Source organism: Xanthomonas sp. WHRI 6106 (assembly GCF_040202405.1).
Classification (GTDB): domain Bacteria; phylum Pseudomonadota; class Gammaproteobacteria; order Xanthomonadales; family Xanthomonadaceae; genus Xanthomonas; species Xanthomonas cannabis.
The window spans coordinates 43,450-60,164 of sequence record NZ_JBEGFC010000006.1; the positions used below are offsets into that span (position 1 = coordinate 43,450).

12 protein-coding genes and 1 pseudogene are annotated in these 16,715 nt (G+C 67.3%); 9 read left to right on the forward strand and 4 right to left on the reverse strand.

The features are described 5' to 3' along the window. Positions 1-254: 254 nt before the first annotated feature. From ABQZ09_RS10605 to ABQZ09_RS10620, 4 genes are all read right to left on the reverse strand, one after another. Positions 255-983, reverse strand: coding sequence for a UTRA domain-containing protein (locus ABQZ09_RS10605; protein ID WP_349776852.1), 729 nt, complete (start codon positions 981-983; stop codon positions 255-257). Between the two features lie 105 nt (positions 984-1,088). After that, positions 1,089-1,664 (reverse strand): nicotinamide riboside transporter PnuC, encoded by a 576-nt coding sequence (gene pnuC / locus ABQZ09_RS10610; protein WP_349776853.1) that lies wholly within the window; start codon positions 1,662-1,664, stop codon positions 1,089-1,091. Positions 1,665-2,014: 350 nt separating this feature from the next. Then, entirely contained in the window at positions 2,015-4,183 is a 2,169-nt protein-coding gene (locus ABQZ09_RS10615; protein WP_349776854.1) for a TonB-dependent receptor, read from the reverse strand. 31 nt (positions 4,184-4,214) lie between these two features. Beyond that, complete coding sequence (locus ABQZ09_RS10620) at positions 4,215-5,372, reverse strand: phosphotransferase enzyme family protein (protein ID WP_184552917.1); 1,158 nt, start codon at positions 5,370-5,372, stop codon at positions 4,215-4,217. 352 nt (positions 5,373-5,724) lie between these two features. Here ABQZ09_RS10620 and ABQZ09_RS10625 point away from each other — a divergent pair, with 352 nt between their 5' ends. The 9 genes and pseudogenes from ABQZ09_RS10625 to bcsA all read left to right on the forward strand — a co-directional run bounded on the left by ABQZ09_RS10625 (position 5,725) and on the right by bcsA (position 16,711). Then, positions 5,725-6,564: a glycosyltransferase family 2 protein gene (locus ABQZ09_RS10625; RefSeq protein WP_039408301.1), complete on the forward strand. Its 840-nt coding sequence runs from the start codon at positions 5,725-5,727 to the stop codon at positions 6,562-6,564. Between the two features lie 130 nt (positions 6,565-6,694). After that, on the forward strand, positions 6,695-7,729 hold the full coding sequence (locus ABQZ09_RS10630; RefSeq protein ID WP_184552915.1) for a hypothetical protein: 1,035 nt from the start codon (positions 6,695-6,697) through the stop codon (positions 7,727-7,729). A gap of 13 nt (positions 7,730-7,742) precedes the next feature. After that, positions 7,743-9,650 carry a glycosyltransferase family 2 protein gene (locus ABQZ09_RS10635; RefSeq protein ID WP_349776855.1) on the forward strand — a complete coding sequence of 636 codons (1,908 nt, stop codon included), beginning with the start codon at positions 7,743-7,745 and terminating at the stop codon, positions 9,648-9,650. Between the two features lie 49 nt (positions 9,651-9,699). Next, positions 9,700-10,782, forward strand: a pseudogene (locus tag ABQZ09_RS10640) (hypothetical protein); the annotation flags it as partial. A 194-nt stretch (positions 10,783-10,976) separates the two neighbouring features. Beyond that, on the forward strand, positions 10,977-11,945 hold the full coding sequence (locus ABQZ09_RS10645) for a glycoside hydrolase family 113 (RefSeq protein ID WP_349776856.1): 969 nt from the start codon (positions 10,977-10,979) through the stop codon (positions 11,943-11,945). 189 nt (positions 11,946-12,134) lie between these two features. After that, positions 12,135-13,331, forward strand: a complete 1,197-nt coding sequence (gene pncB / locus ABQZ09_RS10650) for a nicotinate phosphoribosyltransferase (protein ID WP_349776857.1) — start codon at positions 12,135-12,137, stop codon at positions 13,329-13,331. Positions 13,332-13,506: 175 nt separating this feature from the next. After that, positions 13,507-13,962, forward strand: a complete 456-nt coding sequence (bcsD, locus tag ABQZ09_RS10655) for a cellulose biosynthesis protein BcsD (RefSeq protein WP_184552907.1) — start codon at positions 13,507-13,509, stop codon at positions 13,960-13,962. A 28-nt stretch (positions 13,963-13,990) separates the two neighbouring features. Beyond that, on the forward strand, positions 13,991-14,476 hold the full coding sequence (locus ABQZ09_RS10660) for a hypothetical protein (RefSeq protein WP_184552905.1): 486 nt from the start codon (positions 13,991-13,993) through the stop codon (positions 14,474-14,476). A 90-nt stretch (positions 14,477-14,566) separates the two neighbouring features. Next, positions 14,567-16,711 carry a UDP-forming cellulose synthase catalytic subunit gene (gene bcsA, locus ABQZ09_RS10665; protein WP_184552903.1) on the forward strand — a complete coding sequence of 715 codons (2,145 nt, stop codon included), beginning with the start codon at positions 14,567-14,569 and terminating at the stop codon, positions 16,709-16,711. The last annotated feature ends 4 nt before the right edge of the window (positions 16,712-16,715 follow it).

The following is a 16,715-nucleotide window of genomic DNA, read 5'->3' on the forward strand; positions in this document are numbered from 1 at the left end:
GTGGCGCAGCGACGTCGCGATGACGGACAAGACGTCGCGATCACGCAAGAAGATGCAAGGGCAAAACCACTGCGCAGTGGTCAGCACACGCAGCTGCCCGGTACAGCAGACGGCACAGCGATCCGCATCTGCGCCGCTCGCCGCCTGGTGTCAGCTGCATGACCATAATCACCAAGACACACGCAACACTGCCGATAGCAGCGCATGCTTTTCCCGATTCCCGATTCCCGATTCCCGATTCCCGATTCCCGGCGCTAAAGCGCATCCCGCGTCGGCGCATCGGTCCGCACCACCACCTCCAGCGCGTCGTGACGCCAGGATTCGATATCCAGTTCCACCGCGCGGCCGTCCTCGGCAAAGCTGGTCCGCTGCAGGCGGAAGCAGGGCGTGCCGGTGGTGGACTGCAGCAGCAGCGCCTGGGTGGCATCCAGGCCGGCCGGATGCATCGACACCTGCGCACGGCTCAGGAACAGCCCCAGCTTCTGGTTGAACACGCTCGACAGCGAGCCGGCCAGATCGTGTTCCAGCAGGCCCGGCGCCCACGCTGCAAGCACCACATTGGTTTCCAGCAGCACCGCGCGGCGGTCGATCCAGCGCCGGCGCTGCAGCACGAAGACATCCTCGTAGGGCGACGCCAGGCGCAGCGCGGCGGCGAAGGCGGCGCCGGCCGGTTGCCGGGTCGCACTGAGCAGCTCGGTACGCGGCTTGCGCCCTTGCGCGGCCACGTACTGCATGAAGCCGGCAATGCTGGTGGGGTCGTAACGCACGCGTGGCGCGCTGACGAACCAACCGCGGCGGTTTTCGCGGTAGATGCGTCCCTGCGCTTCCAGTTGCTGCAGGGCCTCACGCAAGGTGATGCGGGTGCAGCCGAACCGCTCGGCGAGTTCGCGCTCCACCGGCAGGCGCTGGTCAGGGCCCCATTCGCCGGCAGCGATCTGCGCGGAGATGATCTCGGTGATGGCGTGCTGGCGCGAGGCGCTCATGCGGCGTGCCGCCCGGCAAGGAGTTGACGCATCGGTAAGGCAACAGGCTGAAAGTCGTGCATGCGCCGATGGTAAAGAAGAACGCGCCAGCAAACCGCGCCGGACTCAGCGCAGCGCCGCCGGATTCCGGTTCTGTTGGGGTTTCCAGCTGCGCCACCCGTAGACCGCCAGCGCCACGAAGCCGGCGTAGAGCAGGGCAGTGGGGTACAGGCCCTTGCTGACGAAGACGCCGACATACACGCAATCCAGCGCGATCCACAACACCCAGTTGGCAATGCGCTTGCGCGCGGCCCACACGCTGGCGACCAGGCTGAAACTGGCCAGCGCCGCGTCCAGCCAGGGCAGTGCGGCGTCGGTGCGGTGATGCATGTACGCGCCCAACCCCGCAGCGAACGCAGCACCGATGCCCAGCGAGATCCATAGTTCCTGCTGCGGCATCCGCAACGGGCGGATGCGCGTGTCCGTGGCATTGCCGCGCTGCCACTGCCACCAGCCATACAGCTGCGTCAGCACGTACACGCCCTGCAGCAGCATGTCTGAGTACAGCTTCCACTGGTAGAACAGCCACGCGTACAAGCCCACCGCCACGATGCCCACCGGCCAGCACCAGCGGATGCGCCGCGCGGTCAGCCACACGCCCAGCAGGTTGATCACGACAGCGATGGATTCGAGCAACGACATGCAATGCCTGATGGATAGTGGAGAGCGGGGAACAGGGAACAGGGAACAGGTGCAACCCGTGCAAAACCGTGTTGCAGTCGCAAGTGGATGCTGCGCGACTCCGAGCCTGTATGCGATGGAAACCCAACAGCGTCCTCACCGCCGAGCTCCTGCCTCAAGAGCGGCTGACACAGCCTGGCGCCCACCCGAATGGCGGCCGCGCAGGAGTGCTGTCAGCTGCTGCCATCAGCCAGTGCTTGAAACACGCTGCCCGACGTCTATCAGGGTGCGCCAAGCACAGGTGATTTCGACGTCCTTCTCCCGCTTGCGGGGGAAGGTGCCCGAAGGGCGGATGGGGGAGACAGCAGACCTCAAAAATCCACCTGCACGGTCAGCCGCGCCGTACGCGGTGCGCCCGGGAACAGATATGCATCGCCCTGGTATTCGCCGGAATCGCGCCAGTAGCGCTTGTCGAACACGTTGTCCACGTTCACCCGCCACGTCGTTGCCAGTGTGCCCAGCGTCGTGGCGTAGCGCGCGCCCAGATTGGCCACCGTGTAGGCGGGCACGCTGGCACTGCCGAGGCGGTCGGCAAACTTGCGCCCGCTGTATTGCACGCCGGCCAGCAGCGCCAGCCCATCGACGCCAGGTACGCTGTAGTCGGCCTGCACGCTGGCGCGCAGCTTGGGCACGTTGATGGCCTGATGGCCCTCATACGCTGCAATGTCGGTGTCTTCTGCGCGGGCGCGGATGGTCGCGATGCTGGCGAACAGGCGCAGCTGCTCGGTCGCCGCGCCATCGGCCGACAGCTCCAGGCCGCGGTTATGCAGCCGGCCCTGCTGCACGAACAGCAGGCCACCGTCGGCTTGCGGCTGGGTGAACTGGTAGGCCTGGCGGATGTCGAACAGCGCCGCGCCCAGGCGCAGGCCCTGCAGGTCGATCTTGGCGCCGGTTTCCAGCTGATACGCACTGGTGGGCGGCAGGATCTCGTCGGCATTGTCGGCAAACCACGGCGCGGTGCCGCCGGCGGCCAGGCTCTTGGCGTAGCTGGCATACAGCGACACGTTCTGCTGCGGTTTGAACAACAGCGCCGCCTGCGGCAACACCGCGTCCTTGCGGGTGCGGCGTTCCAACAGCCCGTCGCGATCGAACGCGCGTTCGTCCAGCCGCACTGCGCGCGCGCCCAACGACAGCTCCCACTGCTCACCCAGGCCGATGCGGTCGGCCAGCACCAGCGCGCGCTGGCGGCTGTCCAGGCGGCGTTGTTTCGGGTCCAGCGGCACGTCGGTCTGCGCGAAGACTTCCGGGTCGCGGTCGATGCTGCCGCTGCCGACGAATTCGTTGACCGAACCAAAGCGGTCGATGGTGCGGCGCAGCCAGTCGCCACCGATGCTCAGGCGATGCTCCAGCGCACCGGTGACCACGCGGCCTTCCAGCGTGGCGCGCAATTGGTCGTGCACGCGGGTGTCGTCCGGGCTGCGGTAGTCGTAGACGTCGTACTCGCCCTGCGCGCTGAAGAAGTTTGGCGTGGCGATATCCGCGCAGCTTGCCGCGCCGTAGCAGCCCCAGGCGAACGCGGAAAAATCGTTGATCGTCGAGCGGCTGCGCGACGCGTCGACGGTGGCGCGCCAGTCGCCGTTGAACTGATAGGCGTAGCGCAGCTGCGCGTTGAGCGAGTCCATTTCCACCGGGCGTGACCAGGGCTGGTACCCGAGCAGGCGGTGCACGTCGATATCGCGCGGCACCTGCGTGCCGCCGAGCAATTGATAGCCGGGCACCGAGCGCTGTTGCCGGTGCTGGTATTCCACGTCCAGCTGTAGCAGCGACTGCGGGGTGATCTTCCAGTCGCCCGCCAGCGACAGGAAATTGCGGTAGCCGTCGGCATGATCGACGTAGCTATCGATGTCTTCGCGTGCGGCATTCACGCGCAGGCCCAGGCTGCGCTCGGCACCGAACCAGTCGCCCAGGTCGGCCGCGACATAGCGCGAGCCCTGCTCGTCGGTACCCAGGGTCACGCTGCGCACACGCTCGGGCCGCTTGGTGCGGTAGTCGATCAGCCCGGCCGGTTCGTTGACACCGGACTGCAGCCCGGCCAGGCCTTTGAGGATCTGTACCTGCTGCTTGTTCTCCAGCGCGATGGATTGCTCGCCCACCGCACTCAGGCCATTGATGCGGTAGCTGTTGGCGGCATTAAGCGAATACCCGCGCACCACGAAGTTTTCGTAATAGCCGATCGGCGCATACGCATCGCCGGCGGAGGCGTCGGCACGCAGCACCTCGCTGAGTATGCGCGCCTGGCGATCGAGCAATTGCGGGCGGTCGATCACCGCGATGGAGGCGGGCGCATCCAGCAGACGGGTGGCGCCGAAGCCGGTCAGTGCGGTGGCTGCCTCGTTGCGTTGCCCAAGCACGTTGACCGCGTCCAGTTCCACCGCTGCGCTGTCGGGTTGTTGTTGTGCCAGGACGGGGGTGGACAGGCACACCGCCAGGGCAAGCGTGAGCGGGCGGCGGGACAGCAGGCGAATGGATGCGAAGGACATGGGCAAGGCTCGATGGAAAAAGGGAAACCGCTCAGGGCGAGCGGTGCGCGCGCGCATGCAAATGCGCGAGCAGGGCCTGGCCATCGGCGCTGGAAAACCAGTCCGCATGTCCGAGCAGATAACGGTGATAGGCGATGTCCACGTTGTCGGCGGAGCGCGTGATACCGGCGAAATAGTCGATCTCGCTCAACGCGAAATCGACATGCACGATCGGCAGCAGCGCGGCCAGGCAGCGCAGCTGCGCGGCACCGAGCGGGCAATGCGCTGCGTAGCCATCCAGCAATGCATCCAGCTGCGCCAGCTCGGGCTGCGCGCGTGCGCCGGTGTCCAGGTGCAGCCACGGGATCAGGTTGCGTTCGATGGCCGTGGCCAGATCGAACAGCGCGCTGTTGCGATCGCTCAATCCGAAATCGAAGATCGCGCTGACCCTGGTGTCGCCGTGGTCGGTGTTCCAGAGCAGGTTGGACGCGTGCCAGTCGCCATGCGTCCACAGCGGCGGCATGGCACCCGGTGCAGACAGCAAGGGCCAGGCACGTGCATGCCAGGGCAGCACGTGGGTGGCCAGGTCACGCTGCCAGGGATACCCGTGCAGGGCCGCAGCCAGATGCGGCCGTGTCGGTAGCGCGCGCTGCAGCGCCGGCAGTGGCTCGGCCTGCGCGAACACCTGCAGGTTGGCAACCAGCACGGCGCTGGAACGCGCGGGTGCAGCGAAGCCCCGCGCAGCGCGGTGGAGCTGCGCCAGCGCCGCGCCGGCGGCGTGCGCGTGGGCGGTGTCGATGAACGGCGTCCACGACACCGCATCGCGATACAGGTCGTGCCCGGCACCGACGCGCTGCACTTCGTAGACCCAGGCGTCGTGGGCAAACGCGGTCTGGCCGTCGGCCGCGTGCAGCACCTCGACCACCGGCGCGCCGGCCCGGCGCAGATGCGCCATGAACGCGTGCTCCTCGCGCAACGCGGCAACGCTGCGCACGCGGCGATGGTGGCGTTTGACGATCACCGGCCCGGTGGCGGTTTCCACGCGGGCGGCGGCAGAGAACGGGCGCGCACTGTGCCACTGCACGTCCTGCGCACCGCCAAGCGTGGGCAGGCGCTGCAGCACGCGCCGGATTTCCTCCAGGGTCAGTGCCGGCCAGTCGGGCGGCGCCAGCGCCAGGCTCATGCCATGGACCTGATGCGGCGCGTTCACGGCTGCAGGCTCCACGCGCAAGCCATGGGGAGATCGAGTGGTATAGACCAACGGGGTGAGGCCGATCCGATGAGCCCGGCGCGTATGCCGGCATTGCGGACGGCGCTGCCGGGCCGTCGGTGCAGGGCGGGCGCCATCAGGCGGTCGCACTGCATGGAATGAAAGGGCAGCGCGAAACCGGAAGGTCGCTGGCCGTCATCTCTGAGGATCAAGTGGGGGTGCCGCGGACGGCGCCGACGCAGGCCGCGTGGCGGCTGTCGGGCGCGCAGTATGCCTGCTGCTGCGGCACGCCGCCATGCCGAGGCGCCACACGCGATGGCGCGGCGGTGGCCCCGCACCGGATAATGACCGCATGACTCCAGTCCAGATCGCCGCCGTCGTCGTCACCTACCAGAGCAGCAGCACCATCGATGCCTGCCTGTCGCGGTTGCGCGCGGCCCAGGGCATCAGCGAGATCCGGGTGGTCGACAACGCCTCCAGCGACGACACCCTGGACGTGGTGCAGCGGCACGCGCTGGCCGACGCCCGCGTGCACTTCATCGCCAACCCGGACAACCCCGGCTTTGCCACCGCCTGCAACCAGGGCGCGCGCGACTCGCAGGCGCCCTGGCTGGTGTTCATCAACCCGGATCTGATGGTCGAGCCCGACACCCTGGTGCAGTTGTGCGCGCGCGCGGCCGGGCATGCTGCCGTGCTGCTGGGCGTGGAGCAGGTGGACGAACAGGGCCGCCCCGACGCCGCAGTGCGCCGCCGTGACCCCGACTTTGCCGCCATGCTGCGCGCGCCGCGTGCCGCCGCCCAGCTGGCGATGCCGGCCGACCCGTCGCAGGCGCTGCAGGCGGTCGATGCAATCTCCGGTGCGCTGATGCTGATGCAGCGCAGCCTGTTCGACCGGCTGGACGGCTGGGACGGCCATTACCGGCTGCATGCCGAGGATCTGGACCTGTGCCGGCGTGCCCGTCAGGCCGGCGCGCTGGTCGCGGTGGCCAACGATCTGCAGGTGGTGCACGTGCGCGGCGTCTCCAGCCGAGCCCGCCCGTACTTCGTTGAATGGCATAAACACCGCGGTCTGTGGCGCTATTTCCGCAAGTTCGAAGCCGCCCAGCGCGGGCCGCTGACCCGGGTTGGCGTGTGGCTGGCGATCTGGGCGCATGCGGCCGCGCAGCTACCGCGGTTGGTGCGTCGGGCATGACGCGCGGTCCGTTAAATTAGTGATAAATCCGTGACGGGGAGCCAGTCGTAACTGTGATACGTTGCGCGGCGAAGTGTGATCCAGTCAGTGCTTCCTGTCCCTAACGGGTCCCCCATCAGGAAACGTACAAATGTCCTTACAGATCGACCCGCGCGCGCGGGTACGTCAGTCGTGCCTTATCCCTGCACAGTCCAGTCCGGTTTCCCGGCCGTCGGCCTCTTTTCGTTCCCTCGGCCGCAAGCCGCTGGCCGCGCTGTCGGCGCTGGCGCTGGGCTGCACGCTGGCCGCATTGCCGGGCGCTGCGCTCGCCGGCGCCTGGACGCAACCGCAGGGCGACACGCTGGTGATCGTCAAGGCGCTGCATAGCGATGGCCGCGGGTGGTTCGACGACAGCCATCACCGCACCACCTTCGGTGACGGCCAGCAATTCGACGGGAACGGGCGTAGCCGCCAGGACCAGCTGAATGTCTACGTCGAGCATGGGCTGACCGACAGGCTCAGCGTCATCGGCAATTTCTATTTCAGCGATGTCGGTTTCAGTAGCCATGACAGTGGCCGCGGCCGTCAGCAGACCAGCACCACCGGGTTTGCCGATCAGGAAGTCGGCCTGCGCTATGCGTTGCCGAGCGCGCCGGACGATGTCTGGCGCAGCTCGGTCCAGGGGCTGGTCAGCATCCCGGCGTATGGCCGCAGCAAGACCTACCACCCGAACAATCCCCAGGCGAACACCGATCCTGCGCTGGGTTTGGGCGATTACGGGCTGGAGCTGCGTTACAGCCGTGGCCGCGGGTACACGCTGGGCGGACGCAACGGCTATGTCGATCTGGGTGGCGCGGTGCGCCTGCGTGGCAGTGCGGCCTCCGACGAGGTACGCGTGGATGCCTCCACCGGTCTGAGCCTGACCCCGAGCTGGTTGCTGCTCGGCGAGCTCAACGTCATCCAGGGGCTGGGCAACGGACGTAACAACTTCGATGTCGCAGGCTCTGCGGGCGGTGTGGGTTTCGTCGCCACCGGCACCAACTACGACCTGACCAAGCTGCAGCTGTCCACGCTGTACACCGCCCCGGGCGGCAGTCAGTGGCAGCTGGGCTATCAGCAGCCGGTGATGGGGCGCAACACTGCTGCCGCAGGCGGGCCGTTCGTGGCCGCCTGGTGGCGTTTCTGAGGACGCCCTGCCCATGACGGTCAGCTGCGAAAGCGAGGCGCTGGGACGGGTGCCGGATATCGGCCGCGAACGCGGCCTGCTGGGGCGTGCGCTGGTGTCGGCGGGCGTCATCACCGACGAACAGCTGCGCGCGGCGCTGGCGCTGCAGCAGCGCTGGAACTCGCGCCTGGGCGATGTGATCCTGGCCCAGCGCGGGGTGCCGGCGCAGCGCTTCTACGCCATCGTCGCCGCGCACTTCGGGCTGGAATTCATCGACCTGGTGCAGCAACCGCCGGATCCGGCGCTGCTCACTGCCGGCGATCTGGACAGTTACGCCCAGCGCCTGCTGCTGCCCTGGCGGCGCGAGGACGGCGTGCTGGTGCTGGCCGTGGCCGACCCCGACCCGGCGCTGTTCGCCTGGGCGCGCGCGCACTACGGCCAAGACGTGCGCTTTGTCGGCACCGCCAAGTTCGACGTCATCTGGAGCCTGCAGCGCCACGCCGACGAGCAGCTCACCGACAACGCGCTGAACCTGCTGGCTGCGCATGCTCCGACCTATTCGGCACGCCAGGTGGTGACGCGCGGGCAGAAGCAAACCCTGTGGGCGATTGCCGCGGCGTTGCTGATCGCGATGGTGGTGTTTCCGGTGCCGGCCCTGATCGCCATCAACGTGCTGGTGGCGCTGGGCTTTCTGGCGACCTTCGGTTTGAAGCTGCTGCTGGTGTGGTTCGGCTCGCGCCACCGCATCGACATCAAGGTCACCGAAGACGAAGTGGCCGCGCTGCGCGACGACGACCTGCCGGTCTACACCGTGCTGGTGCCGATGTACAAGGAACCGGAAGTCCTGCCGATCCTGGCCAATGCGCTGCGCAAGCTGGATTACCCGATCAGCAAGCTCGACGTGAAACTGGTGCTGGAAGCCGACGACTTCGACACCATCGAAGCGGCCAAGAAGCTCGGCCTGGAAGCGTTCTTCGAAATCATCCGGGTGCCGCCCTCGCAGCCCAAGACCAAGCCCAAGGCCTGCAACTACGCGCTGCATTTTGCGCGCGGCGAACTGCTCACCATCTACGACGCAGAAGACAAGCCCGAGCCGGATCAGCTCAAGCGCGTGGTGGCGGCCTTCCGCAAGGCCGAGAAGGACGTGGTGTGCATCCAGGCGCGGCTGAACTACTACAACGCCGACGAAAACTGGCTGACGCGGATGTTCACGCTGGAGTACACGCTCTGGTTCGACTTCTACCTGCCGGCGCTGGAATACCTGCGCATCCCGATTCCGTTGGGCGGCACCTCCAATCACTTCCGTCTGGATGTGTTGCGCCAGGTGCGCGCGTGGGACCCGTATAACGTCACCGAAGACGCCGACCTGGGCGTGCGGCTGATCCAGAACGGCTACCGCGTCAACGTGGTCAATTCCACCACGTTCGAAGAAGCCAACGTCAGCATTCCCAACTGGATCCGGCAGCGTTCGCGCTGGCTCAAGGGCTACATGCAGACCTGGCTGGTGCACATGCGCGACCCGGTGCATCTGTATCGCAGCACCGGGTTCAAGGGGTTTTGGGGCTTTCAGTTCTTTATCGGTGGCGGTTTTTTCACCGCACTGGGCGTGCCGGTACTGTGGACGCTGTATACGGTGTGGCTGCTCACCGGCACCAGCATGTTCGAGCGCTTCTTCCCGCCGTGGCTGGGCGCGGTATCGCTGGTCAATCTGCTGCTGGCCAACGCGTTCTTCATCTACATCACGCTGGTGGCGGCGTTCAAACGCGACTACTTCAAGTTGGCCCCGTACGCGTTGACGGTGCCGTTGTACTGGGCATTGCAGTCGATCGCCGCCTACAAGGGGCTCTGGCAGCTGATCCACAATCCGTTCTACTGGGAGAAGACCACGCATGGCATCAGCAAGCATTCGGAAAACGAACGCCGCGCCGCACTCGAAGAGTGACTCGGTAACGCCGCGTCGCGAAAGCGGGCTGCCGGCGTTCCTGGTAGCCGTGGTGGCATTGTCGCTGCTGAGCCAGCCGTTGCTGCTGCAGTCGGTCGGCACCGCAGCGCCGACCAGTGCGCCAGGTGCTGGCTTGCCGGCAACTGGCCTGCTGGCGTGGGCGCTCGATCTGACCCTGCACAGCTGGAATCTGCCGTTCCAGATCTGGCCGTTCCTGGCGGTCGCCGCCAACGCGTTGTTCCTGTCGCTGCTGTGGCGCGATCTGGCCGGCGTGTTCGGGCGTGGCTGGGCCAGCGGTCTGACCCTGCTGGTGGGCTGTAACCCGCTGTTCCTGCTGCCGATCGCGGCGGGCGGCAGCCAGGCGGTGGGCCTGCTGGCGTTCTACGGCCTGTGCCGCACGCTGCGCCGCCTGCAGGCGCCGGTGGAAGCGTTCACCTACCTGCGCATCGCCGGGTGGCTGTGCATCCTGCTGTGTCTGGACCTGCAGACCCTGGCGTTGTCGACGATGGTGGCGCCGTGGCTGCTGCTGGTGATGCCGCCGCAGATGCTGCGCAAGGCGCCCGGCTCGTTCTATTTGGTGTGCTATCTGCCGTTCGTGTTTCTGGTCGGCATGTGGGCCTACGTCAATCTGACCGTGTTCAATGCGCCGTGGCCGACGCTGTCGAGCATCGGCCAGGCTGCACATCCGCTGCCATTGCCGCTGGCCGCCCAGGCGCAGGACTGGTTGCCGGCCGTGCGTTGGGGCGTAGCCGCAGTGGTCTGCTTCCCGGTGCTGGCACTGGTGGTGCGCACGCGCAGTGGTGCCCTGGCGCGCGGCGTCATCGCCAGCGCCGGCACGGTGATCTGCGCGGCGGCGCTGTCGTTTGCGTTCGGCTGGGCCGGGTTCGACGCCTTGTTGTTGCTGTGGGTGCCGGCGGCGTTGTTGCTGCGCGCGCTGCAGGCCGACCAGCGCACCCAGGCAGCTGGTTTGTTGCTGCTTGGTCTGGTCGGTGCGGCCTGGGTGCAGCCGCCGGGCTGGGGCAGCTGGCTGCGTGCGGCGCCTGCCGACGAGCAGTCGCTGCTGCAGGGCGAGGCAGTCGTCATCGCCGCGCCGGTATCGCTGCCGGTCAAGCCCGCAGCGGCCCCGTCGGCAGCCGTGCCTGCAACGCCGCGGCTAGGGGACGATGCCGTGCTCACCGCGGTAGCCTCACCGGTAGCGAGCGCACCGGCGGAGCTGGCGGGCCCTGCCACGGCGACGGTGGCGCAGCCGCAAACCGGCAATGCAAGCGTGCAGGGCAGCACATGCGTGCAGGGCACGACAGCGTCGACCACCGAGGCGTCTGCGGCATGTTCAAGCGCGTTCTGACGCTCGCCGCGGTGCTGGCGGTGTGCCTGCTTGCCAATGGCTGCAATGCAGCCGCGCCGATGTGGATGGGCGCCAACGTCAAGGTGTCGGCCAATGCGCCGTGGCAGAGCGCCGCCGCCGCGCAATCGCTCGATGCGTTGGCCGACACCGGTGCCAGCAAGGCGCTGCTGGTGGCCTTTGTGTGGCAGGCGACCCCGCATTCCAGTGACCCGGTCCTGGGCAGCGACAGCAGCCTGGAGGCCATGCGCGCTGCGTTGCGGCAGAGCCAGCGTTCCGGTTTGCAGCCCACGCTCAAGGTGCATGTCTGGATACCCGGTCACTGGGCTGGCGAGGTGGCGCCCGGTGATCAGGCCGCCTGGTTTGCGGCGTATCAACGGGCGCTGCTGCCGCTGGCGCAATTGGCCGAAGACGAACACGCCGAGGCGCTGGTGGTCGGCACCGAACTGCGCAAGCTGCAGGACGCGCCGCACTGGCCCGAGCTGGTGGCCGCGGTACGCAAGGTCTACCACGGCAAGCTGCTGTACGTGGCCGATGGCATGGAGCATGCCGAGAGCTTCCGTTACTGGTCGCTGTTCGATGCGGTCGGCACCAGCCTGTACCCGCGCCTGTCCGAGGCGGGCGATGCCCGCACGGCGGAAATGAACGCCGCCGCGCAGCGCCTGCAGCAGCTGGGCCAGCGCGTCGGCAAGCCGGTGTGGGTAGCCGAGCTGGGCCTGCGCTCGGCACGTGGCAGCCTGGCCGCACCCTGGGTAAGCCCAGAGCAACGTGTCGCCGCAGTGGATACGCAGCTGCAGCTGCAAGTGCTGCAGCAATGGCGCAAGGTGCTGCAGGCGCATGGCATCGACGGGATTGCGCTGTGGTGCTGGTACACCGACCCCAGGGCCGGCGGCGCGGGCGACAGCGACTTCACCGTGCAAGGCAAGCCGGCCCAGCGGGTGCTGGCGCGCTGAGGCGCCCAGCTGCGCCTGCGGACGGCGTCGCGGCAGTGGATCGAGTGGGAGGCTGGGCGCGCAGCTGCCTGTGGCAGCGGCGGCAACAGCCGATGGTCGGCACGCTGGGCGGGGCGCGTGCGCGTGGCAGCCGGAGCGTCGGCGGCCTTGCACGTCCCGCCAGCGCCGCTGCGGGCATAATCCGGCGGCATGATCATCCATTCGCTGCTCGACACCGACCTGTACAAATTCACCATGATGCAGGCGGTGCTGCATCAGCACCCGGCCGCGCAGGTGGAGTACCGCTTCAAGTGCCGCACCCCTGGCGTGAACCTGGCGCAGTTCATCGATGAGATGTCGCGCGAGATCGATGCGCTGTGCCGGCTGCGGCTGCGCGAAGACGAGGTGGATTACCTGCGCAGCCTGCGCTTCATCAAGCCGGACTTTGCCGACTTCCTGGCGCTGTTCCATCTGGACCGCAAGTATCTGCAGCTGTCGGCATCGACCACCCATCCGGGCGAGATCGAGCTGACCATCCGTGGCCCGTGGCTGCACACCATCCTGTTCGAAGTGCCGCTGCTGGCGATCATCAACGAGGTGTGGTTTCGCAACACCTCCGAGCCGGATTTCGAGGAAGGCCGCAGCCGCCTGCGCGCCAAGGTCAGCAGCCTGCGCAGCATGCCGGCGGGCTGCAAGATCGCCGATTACGGCACCCGGCGGCGTTATTCGCGGCACTGGCATGGCGAGCTGTTGCCACTGCTGCGCGATGGGCTGGGCGAGCAGTTCGTGGGCACCAGCAACGTGTATTTCGCCAAGCATTACGGGCTGACCCCGCTGGGCACGATGGCGCACGAATACCTGCAGGCATTTCAGGCGCTGGGGCCGCGGCTGCGCGATTCGCAGGTGGCGGCGCTGGAGTCGTGGGCCCGCGAGTACCGCGGCGACCTGGGCATTGCGTTGTCGGATGTGGTGGGGCTGGATGCGTTCCTGCGCGATTTCGACCTGTACTTCTGCAAGCTGTTCGACGGCATGCGCCACGATTCCGGCGACCCGTTCGAATGGGGCGAGCGGGTGATCGCGCACCTGGAGGCGCACCGCATCGATCCCCGGACCAAGGTGCTGGTGTTCAGCGACGGCCTCAATATCGACAAGGTGATGCAGCTCTACCAGCACTTCTACACGCGCTGCCGGCTGGCCTTCGGGGTGGGCACCAGCCTGACCAACGACCTGGGGCCGACCCCGTTGCAGATCGTGATCAAGATGGTCCGTTGCAACGGCCAACCGGTGGCCAAGCTCAGCGACTCGCCCGGCAAGAGCATGTGCGAGGACGTTGGCTACCTGCGCTACCTGCGCGATGTGTTCGGCCTGCCGCCGATGCCCGACGACAGTGGCACTGCGCGTCACTAGGTGACGCCGGCCGGCAGGGAGAAGGGTGGACCGCCCACCCTGATGTAGGGGAATCGCCAGAAAAAATGAGAACCCCATCGCGCTTGCACGTTGGCTGACGTTAACATTGGCATCACGCCGCCATCACAATTGATGCGGCGGTTGCTTCTGTCGTCCCATCTTGCGAAGTCCGTTGATGCCCGCACTCGACCCGTTATCGCTGTACCGCGCGCGTGGCTGCTCCCGGCAGTGGCTGGGCTTCGTCCGCGCCATGGCTGAGGAGTTCGGCGCCGAGTTGCCCGAGCACGATCTGGCCACGTTGATGGCGCGGATCGGCCGTCGGTTTGCGCGCGAGCACAGGCTGGCGGCCTGCAACGCGCTGGCCGAGGTGCAACAGGCCGCCAACGCGATCTGGGACGGCTGCGACTGGGGCCAGTGCGCGATGGACGAGCACGCCGACCATGTGCAGATCCGGCATGCCGGTGCGCCGCTGGGCGTGGCGCTGGATGGCGCCGCCTGGAGCGACGGATTCCTGCAGGGCGTCTACGAAGGCTGGTTCCAGCAACTGGGGATGCTGGCGGGCCTGTCCGTACAGGCCGTGCCGGGAGAGAGCGTCGACCTGCGCCTGATGGTGCTGGCGCGGACGCCATGAACAGCGGTCATCGGACAAGGAGAATGTGATGGCGCCAAAGAACACCAGAAATACACCGGGACACGACGATGTGTCCGGCCTGTTCGCACGTTTGGGGACGCAGGCGAGTCAGGGGTACCAGGATTTCGCCTATCCCCAGTTGCCGCCGCGCAAACCCGGCGGCCTGCCTGCCGGCGCGCCGGTCGCTGGCGCAGCGGCGCCGGATGCGAGCGATGCGGTAGCGCCGCCGGCGCCGGCGTCGCCAGCTGTACCGGCAACCGGCACGCCTCCTGCTGCGCCGCCGTCAGCGGTGTTGCAAGCAGCTGTGGCGGCGGAACAGACCGCAAGCCTGCAACGCAGCGATGCGCTGGCATCCTTACGCAAGCTGCGCCAGCGCGATGAGCCCGGCCCACAGGGCCTGCCATCGCCGCCGCGGCCTGCGCAGACGCCACTGGAGCAGCTGTTCCAGCGCCTGCTGCAGGCCGACGCCCGCAGCAACGCGCATAGCCCGCTCAAGCGCCTGCGTTCGCGTTGATGCCTGCCCACCCGTAACGCCCGGCACGCGTAGCGCGCGTATCCCGCTGCCGTACCGCACGTCTGCCATGTTATTTTTTTGGATTGCCCGATGACCGTTGCCCACCGTCGTTCCGTCCCGCCGCTGCCCACGCTGGCAACCTGGGCGCTGTGGCTGCTGGGCGCCCTGCTGCTGATCTTCGTGGTAGCCGTGCCGATGGACGTCACCCAGCAGCTGGTGTTCTCCGGGGTGCTGTTCGCCGTGGCGCTGGCGGTGCGCAAGCGCGGCGGGCGCGTGGTCGTCCTGATGATGATGGGCATGTCGCTGGCGGTGTCGTGCCGCTACATCTGGTGGCGCATGACCCAGACCATGGGCCTGGGCAGTGCAGGGGACTTCATCCTCGGGCTGGGCCTGCTCGGCGCCGAGCTGTATGCCTTCGTGATCCTGGTGCTGGGTTACTTCCAGGTGCTGTGGCCGCTCGATCGCAAGCCGGTGCCGCTGCCGGCCGACCAGCGCCTGTGGCCGAGCGTGGACGTGTTCATCCCCACCTACAACGAGCCGTTGTCGGTGGTGCGCACCACGGTGCTGGCCGCCAGCGTGATCGATTGGCCGGCCGGCAAGATCACCATCCATCTGCTCGACGACGGCCGCCGCGACGCGTTCCGCGATTTCTGCGCCGAGGTCGGCATCAACTACGTCACCCGCACCAACAACGCGCATGCCAAGGCCGGCAACATCAATGCCGCGTTGAAGAAATGCAGCGGCGAATATGTGGCCATCTTCGACTGCGACCACATTCCCACCCGCAGTTTTCTGCAGGTGGCGATGGGCTGGTTCCTGCGCGACACCGGGCTGGCACTGGTGCAGATGCCGCACTATTTCTTCTCGCCCGATCCATTCGAGCGCAACCTCGACACGCACGGCAAGGTGCCCAACGAGGGCGAGCTGTTCTACGGGCTGCTGCAGGATGGCAATGACCAGTGGAACGCCACGTTTTTCTGCGGTTCGTGCGCGGTGATCAAGCGCAGCGCACTGGAAGAAGTGGGTGGGGTGGCGGTGGAAACCGTCACCGAAGATGCGCACACCGCGCTCAAGCTGCAGCGCCGCGGCTATCGCACCGCGTATCTGGCGGTGCCGCAGGCCGCAGGTCTGGCAACGGAGAGCCTGTCCGGGCATGTGGCGCAGCGCATCCGCTGGGCGCGCGGCATGGCGCAGATTGCGCGCATCGACAATCCCTTGCTGGGGCGCGGGCTCAAACTGTCGCAGCGGCTGTGCTATCTCAACGCGATGCTGCATTTTTTCTACGGGCTGCCGCGCATCATCTATCTCACGGCGCCGCTGGCCTATCTGTTCTTCGGTGCGCACGTGATCCAGGCGTCGGCGCTGATGATCCTGGCCTACGCGTTGCCGCACCTTCTGCAGGCCAACCTGACCAACCTGCGCGTGCAGAGCCGCTTTCGGCACCTGCTGTGGAACGAGGTCTACGAGACCACGCTGGCCTGGTACATCTTCCGCCCGACGCTGGTGGCTTTGCTCAATCCCAAGCTGGGCAAGTTCAACGTCACCCCCAAGGGTGGGCTGGTGGCGCGCAGTTATTTCGATGCGCAGATCGCCAAGCCCTATCTGTTCCTGCTGCTGCTCAACGTGGCCGGCGTGGTGGCCGGCGTGCTGCGTCTGGTGTATGTCGGCGGCAGCGGCGAGCAGCAGACCATCTGGTTCAACCTGGCCTGGACGCTCTACAACATGGTGCTACTGGGCGCCACGATCGCCACCGCCAGCGAAACCCGCCAGGTGCGCAGCGCGCATCGGGTGCCGTTGAATATCCCGGTCACCCTGTATCTGCCCGACGGCAGCGTGTTGCCGAGCCGTTCGGTGAATTTTTCCACCGGCGGCATGGCGATCAAGCTCGCGCAGCCGCAGCCGATCGAGCCCGGGTCGGCGGTGCAGATCGGCCTCAGCCACCGCGGTGTGGAGCAGACCTTGCCGGCGGTGGTGCGCCAGGACCGCGATGGCCAGGTCAGCATCCAGTTCACCGCGATGTCGATGGAACAGGAGCGCTGGCTGGTGGCATCGACCTTTGCGCGCGCCGACATCTGGCTGTCGCAATGGGGCCAGCACGACCGCGATTCGTTCTGGCGTTCGATGGGCCAGGTGCTGGCCGCCAGCGCGCGCGGGTTCGGGCGCCTGGGCCGGCATATGGCCGACAGCGCACGCCAGGGCTTCCGCCCGGCACGTGCAGTGGATCTGGAGTCGTGAGCGT

Coding starts and splice junctions, on each gene's coding strand:
- ABQZ09_RS10645 (WP_349776856.1), top strand. CDS start 10,977: ATGTTCAAGCGCGTTCTGACGCTCGCCGCGGTGCTGGCGGTGTGCCTG.
- bcsA (WP_184552903.1), top strand. CDS start 14,567: ATGACCGTTGCCCACCGTCGTTCCGTCCCGCCGCTGCCCACGCTGGCA.
- ABQZ09_RS10625 (WP_039408301.1), top strand. CDS start 5,725: ATGACTCCAGTCCAGATCGCCGCCGTCGTCGTCACCTACCAGAGCAGC.
- pnuC (WP_349776853.1), bottom strand. CDS start 1,664: ATGTCGTTGCTCGAATCCATCGCTGTCGTGATCAACCTGCTGGGCGTG.
- ABQZ09_RS10630 (WP_184552915.1), top strand. CDS start 6,695: ATGTCCTTACAGATCGACCCGCGCGCGCGGGTACGTCAGTCGTGCCTT.
- ABQZ09_RS10660 (WP_184552905.1), top strand. CDS start 13,991: ATGGCGCCAAAGAACACCAGAAATACACCGGGACACGACGATGTGTCC.
- pncB (WP_349776857.1), top strand. CDS start 12,135: ATGATCATCCATTCGCTGCTCGACACCGACCTGTACAAATTCACCATG.
- ABQZ09_RS10605 (WP_349776852.1), bottom strand. CDS start 983: ATGAGCGCCTCGCGCCAGCACGCCATCACCGAGATCATCTCCGCGCAG.
- ABQZ09_RS10635 (WP_349776855.1), top strand. CDS start 7,743: ATGACGGTCAGCTGCGAAAGCGAGGCGCTGGGACGGGTGCCGGATATC.
- bcsD (WP_184552907.1), top strand. CDS start 13,507: ATGCCCGCACTCGACCCGTTATCGCTGTACCGCGCGCGTGGCTGCTCC.
- ABQZ09_RS10615 (WP_349776854.1), bottom strand. CDS start 4,183: ATGTCCTTCGCATCCATTCGCCTGCTGTCCCGCCGCCCGCTCACGCTT.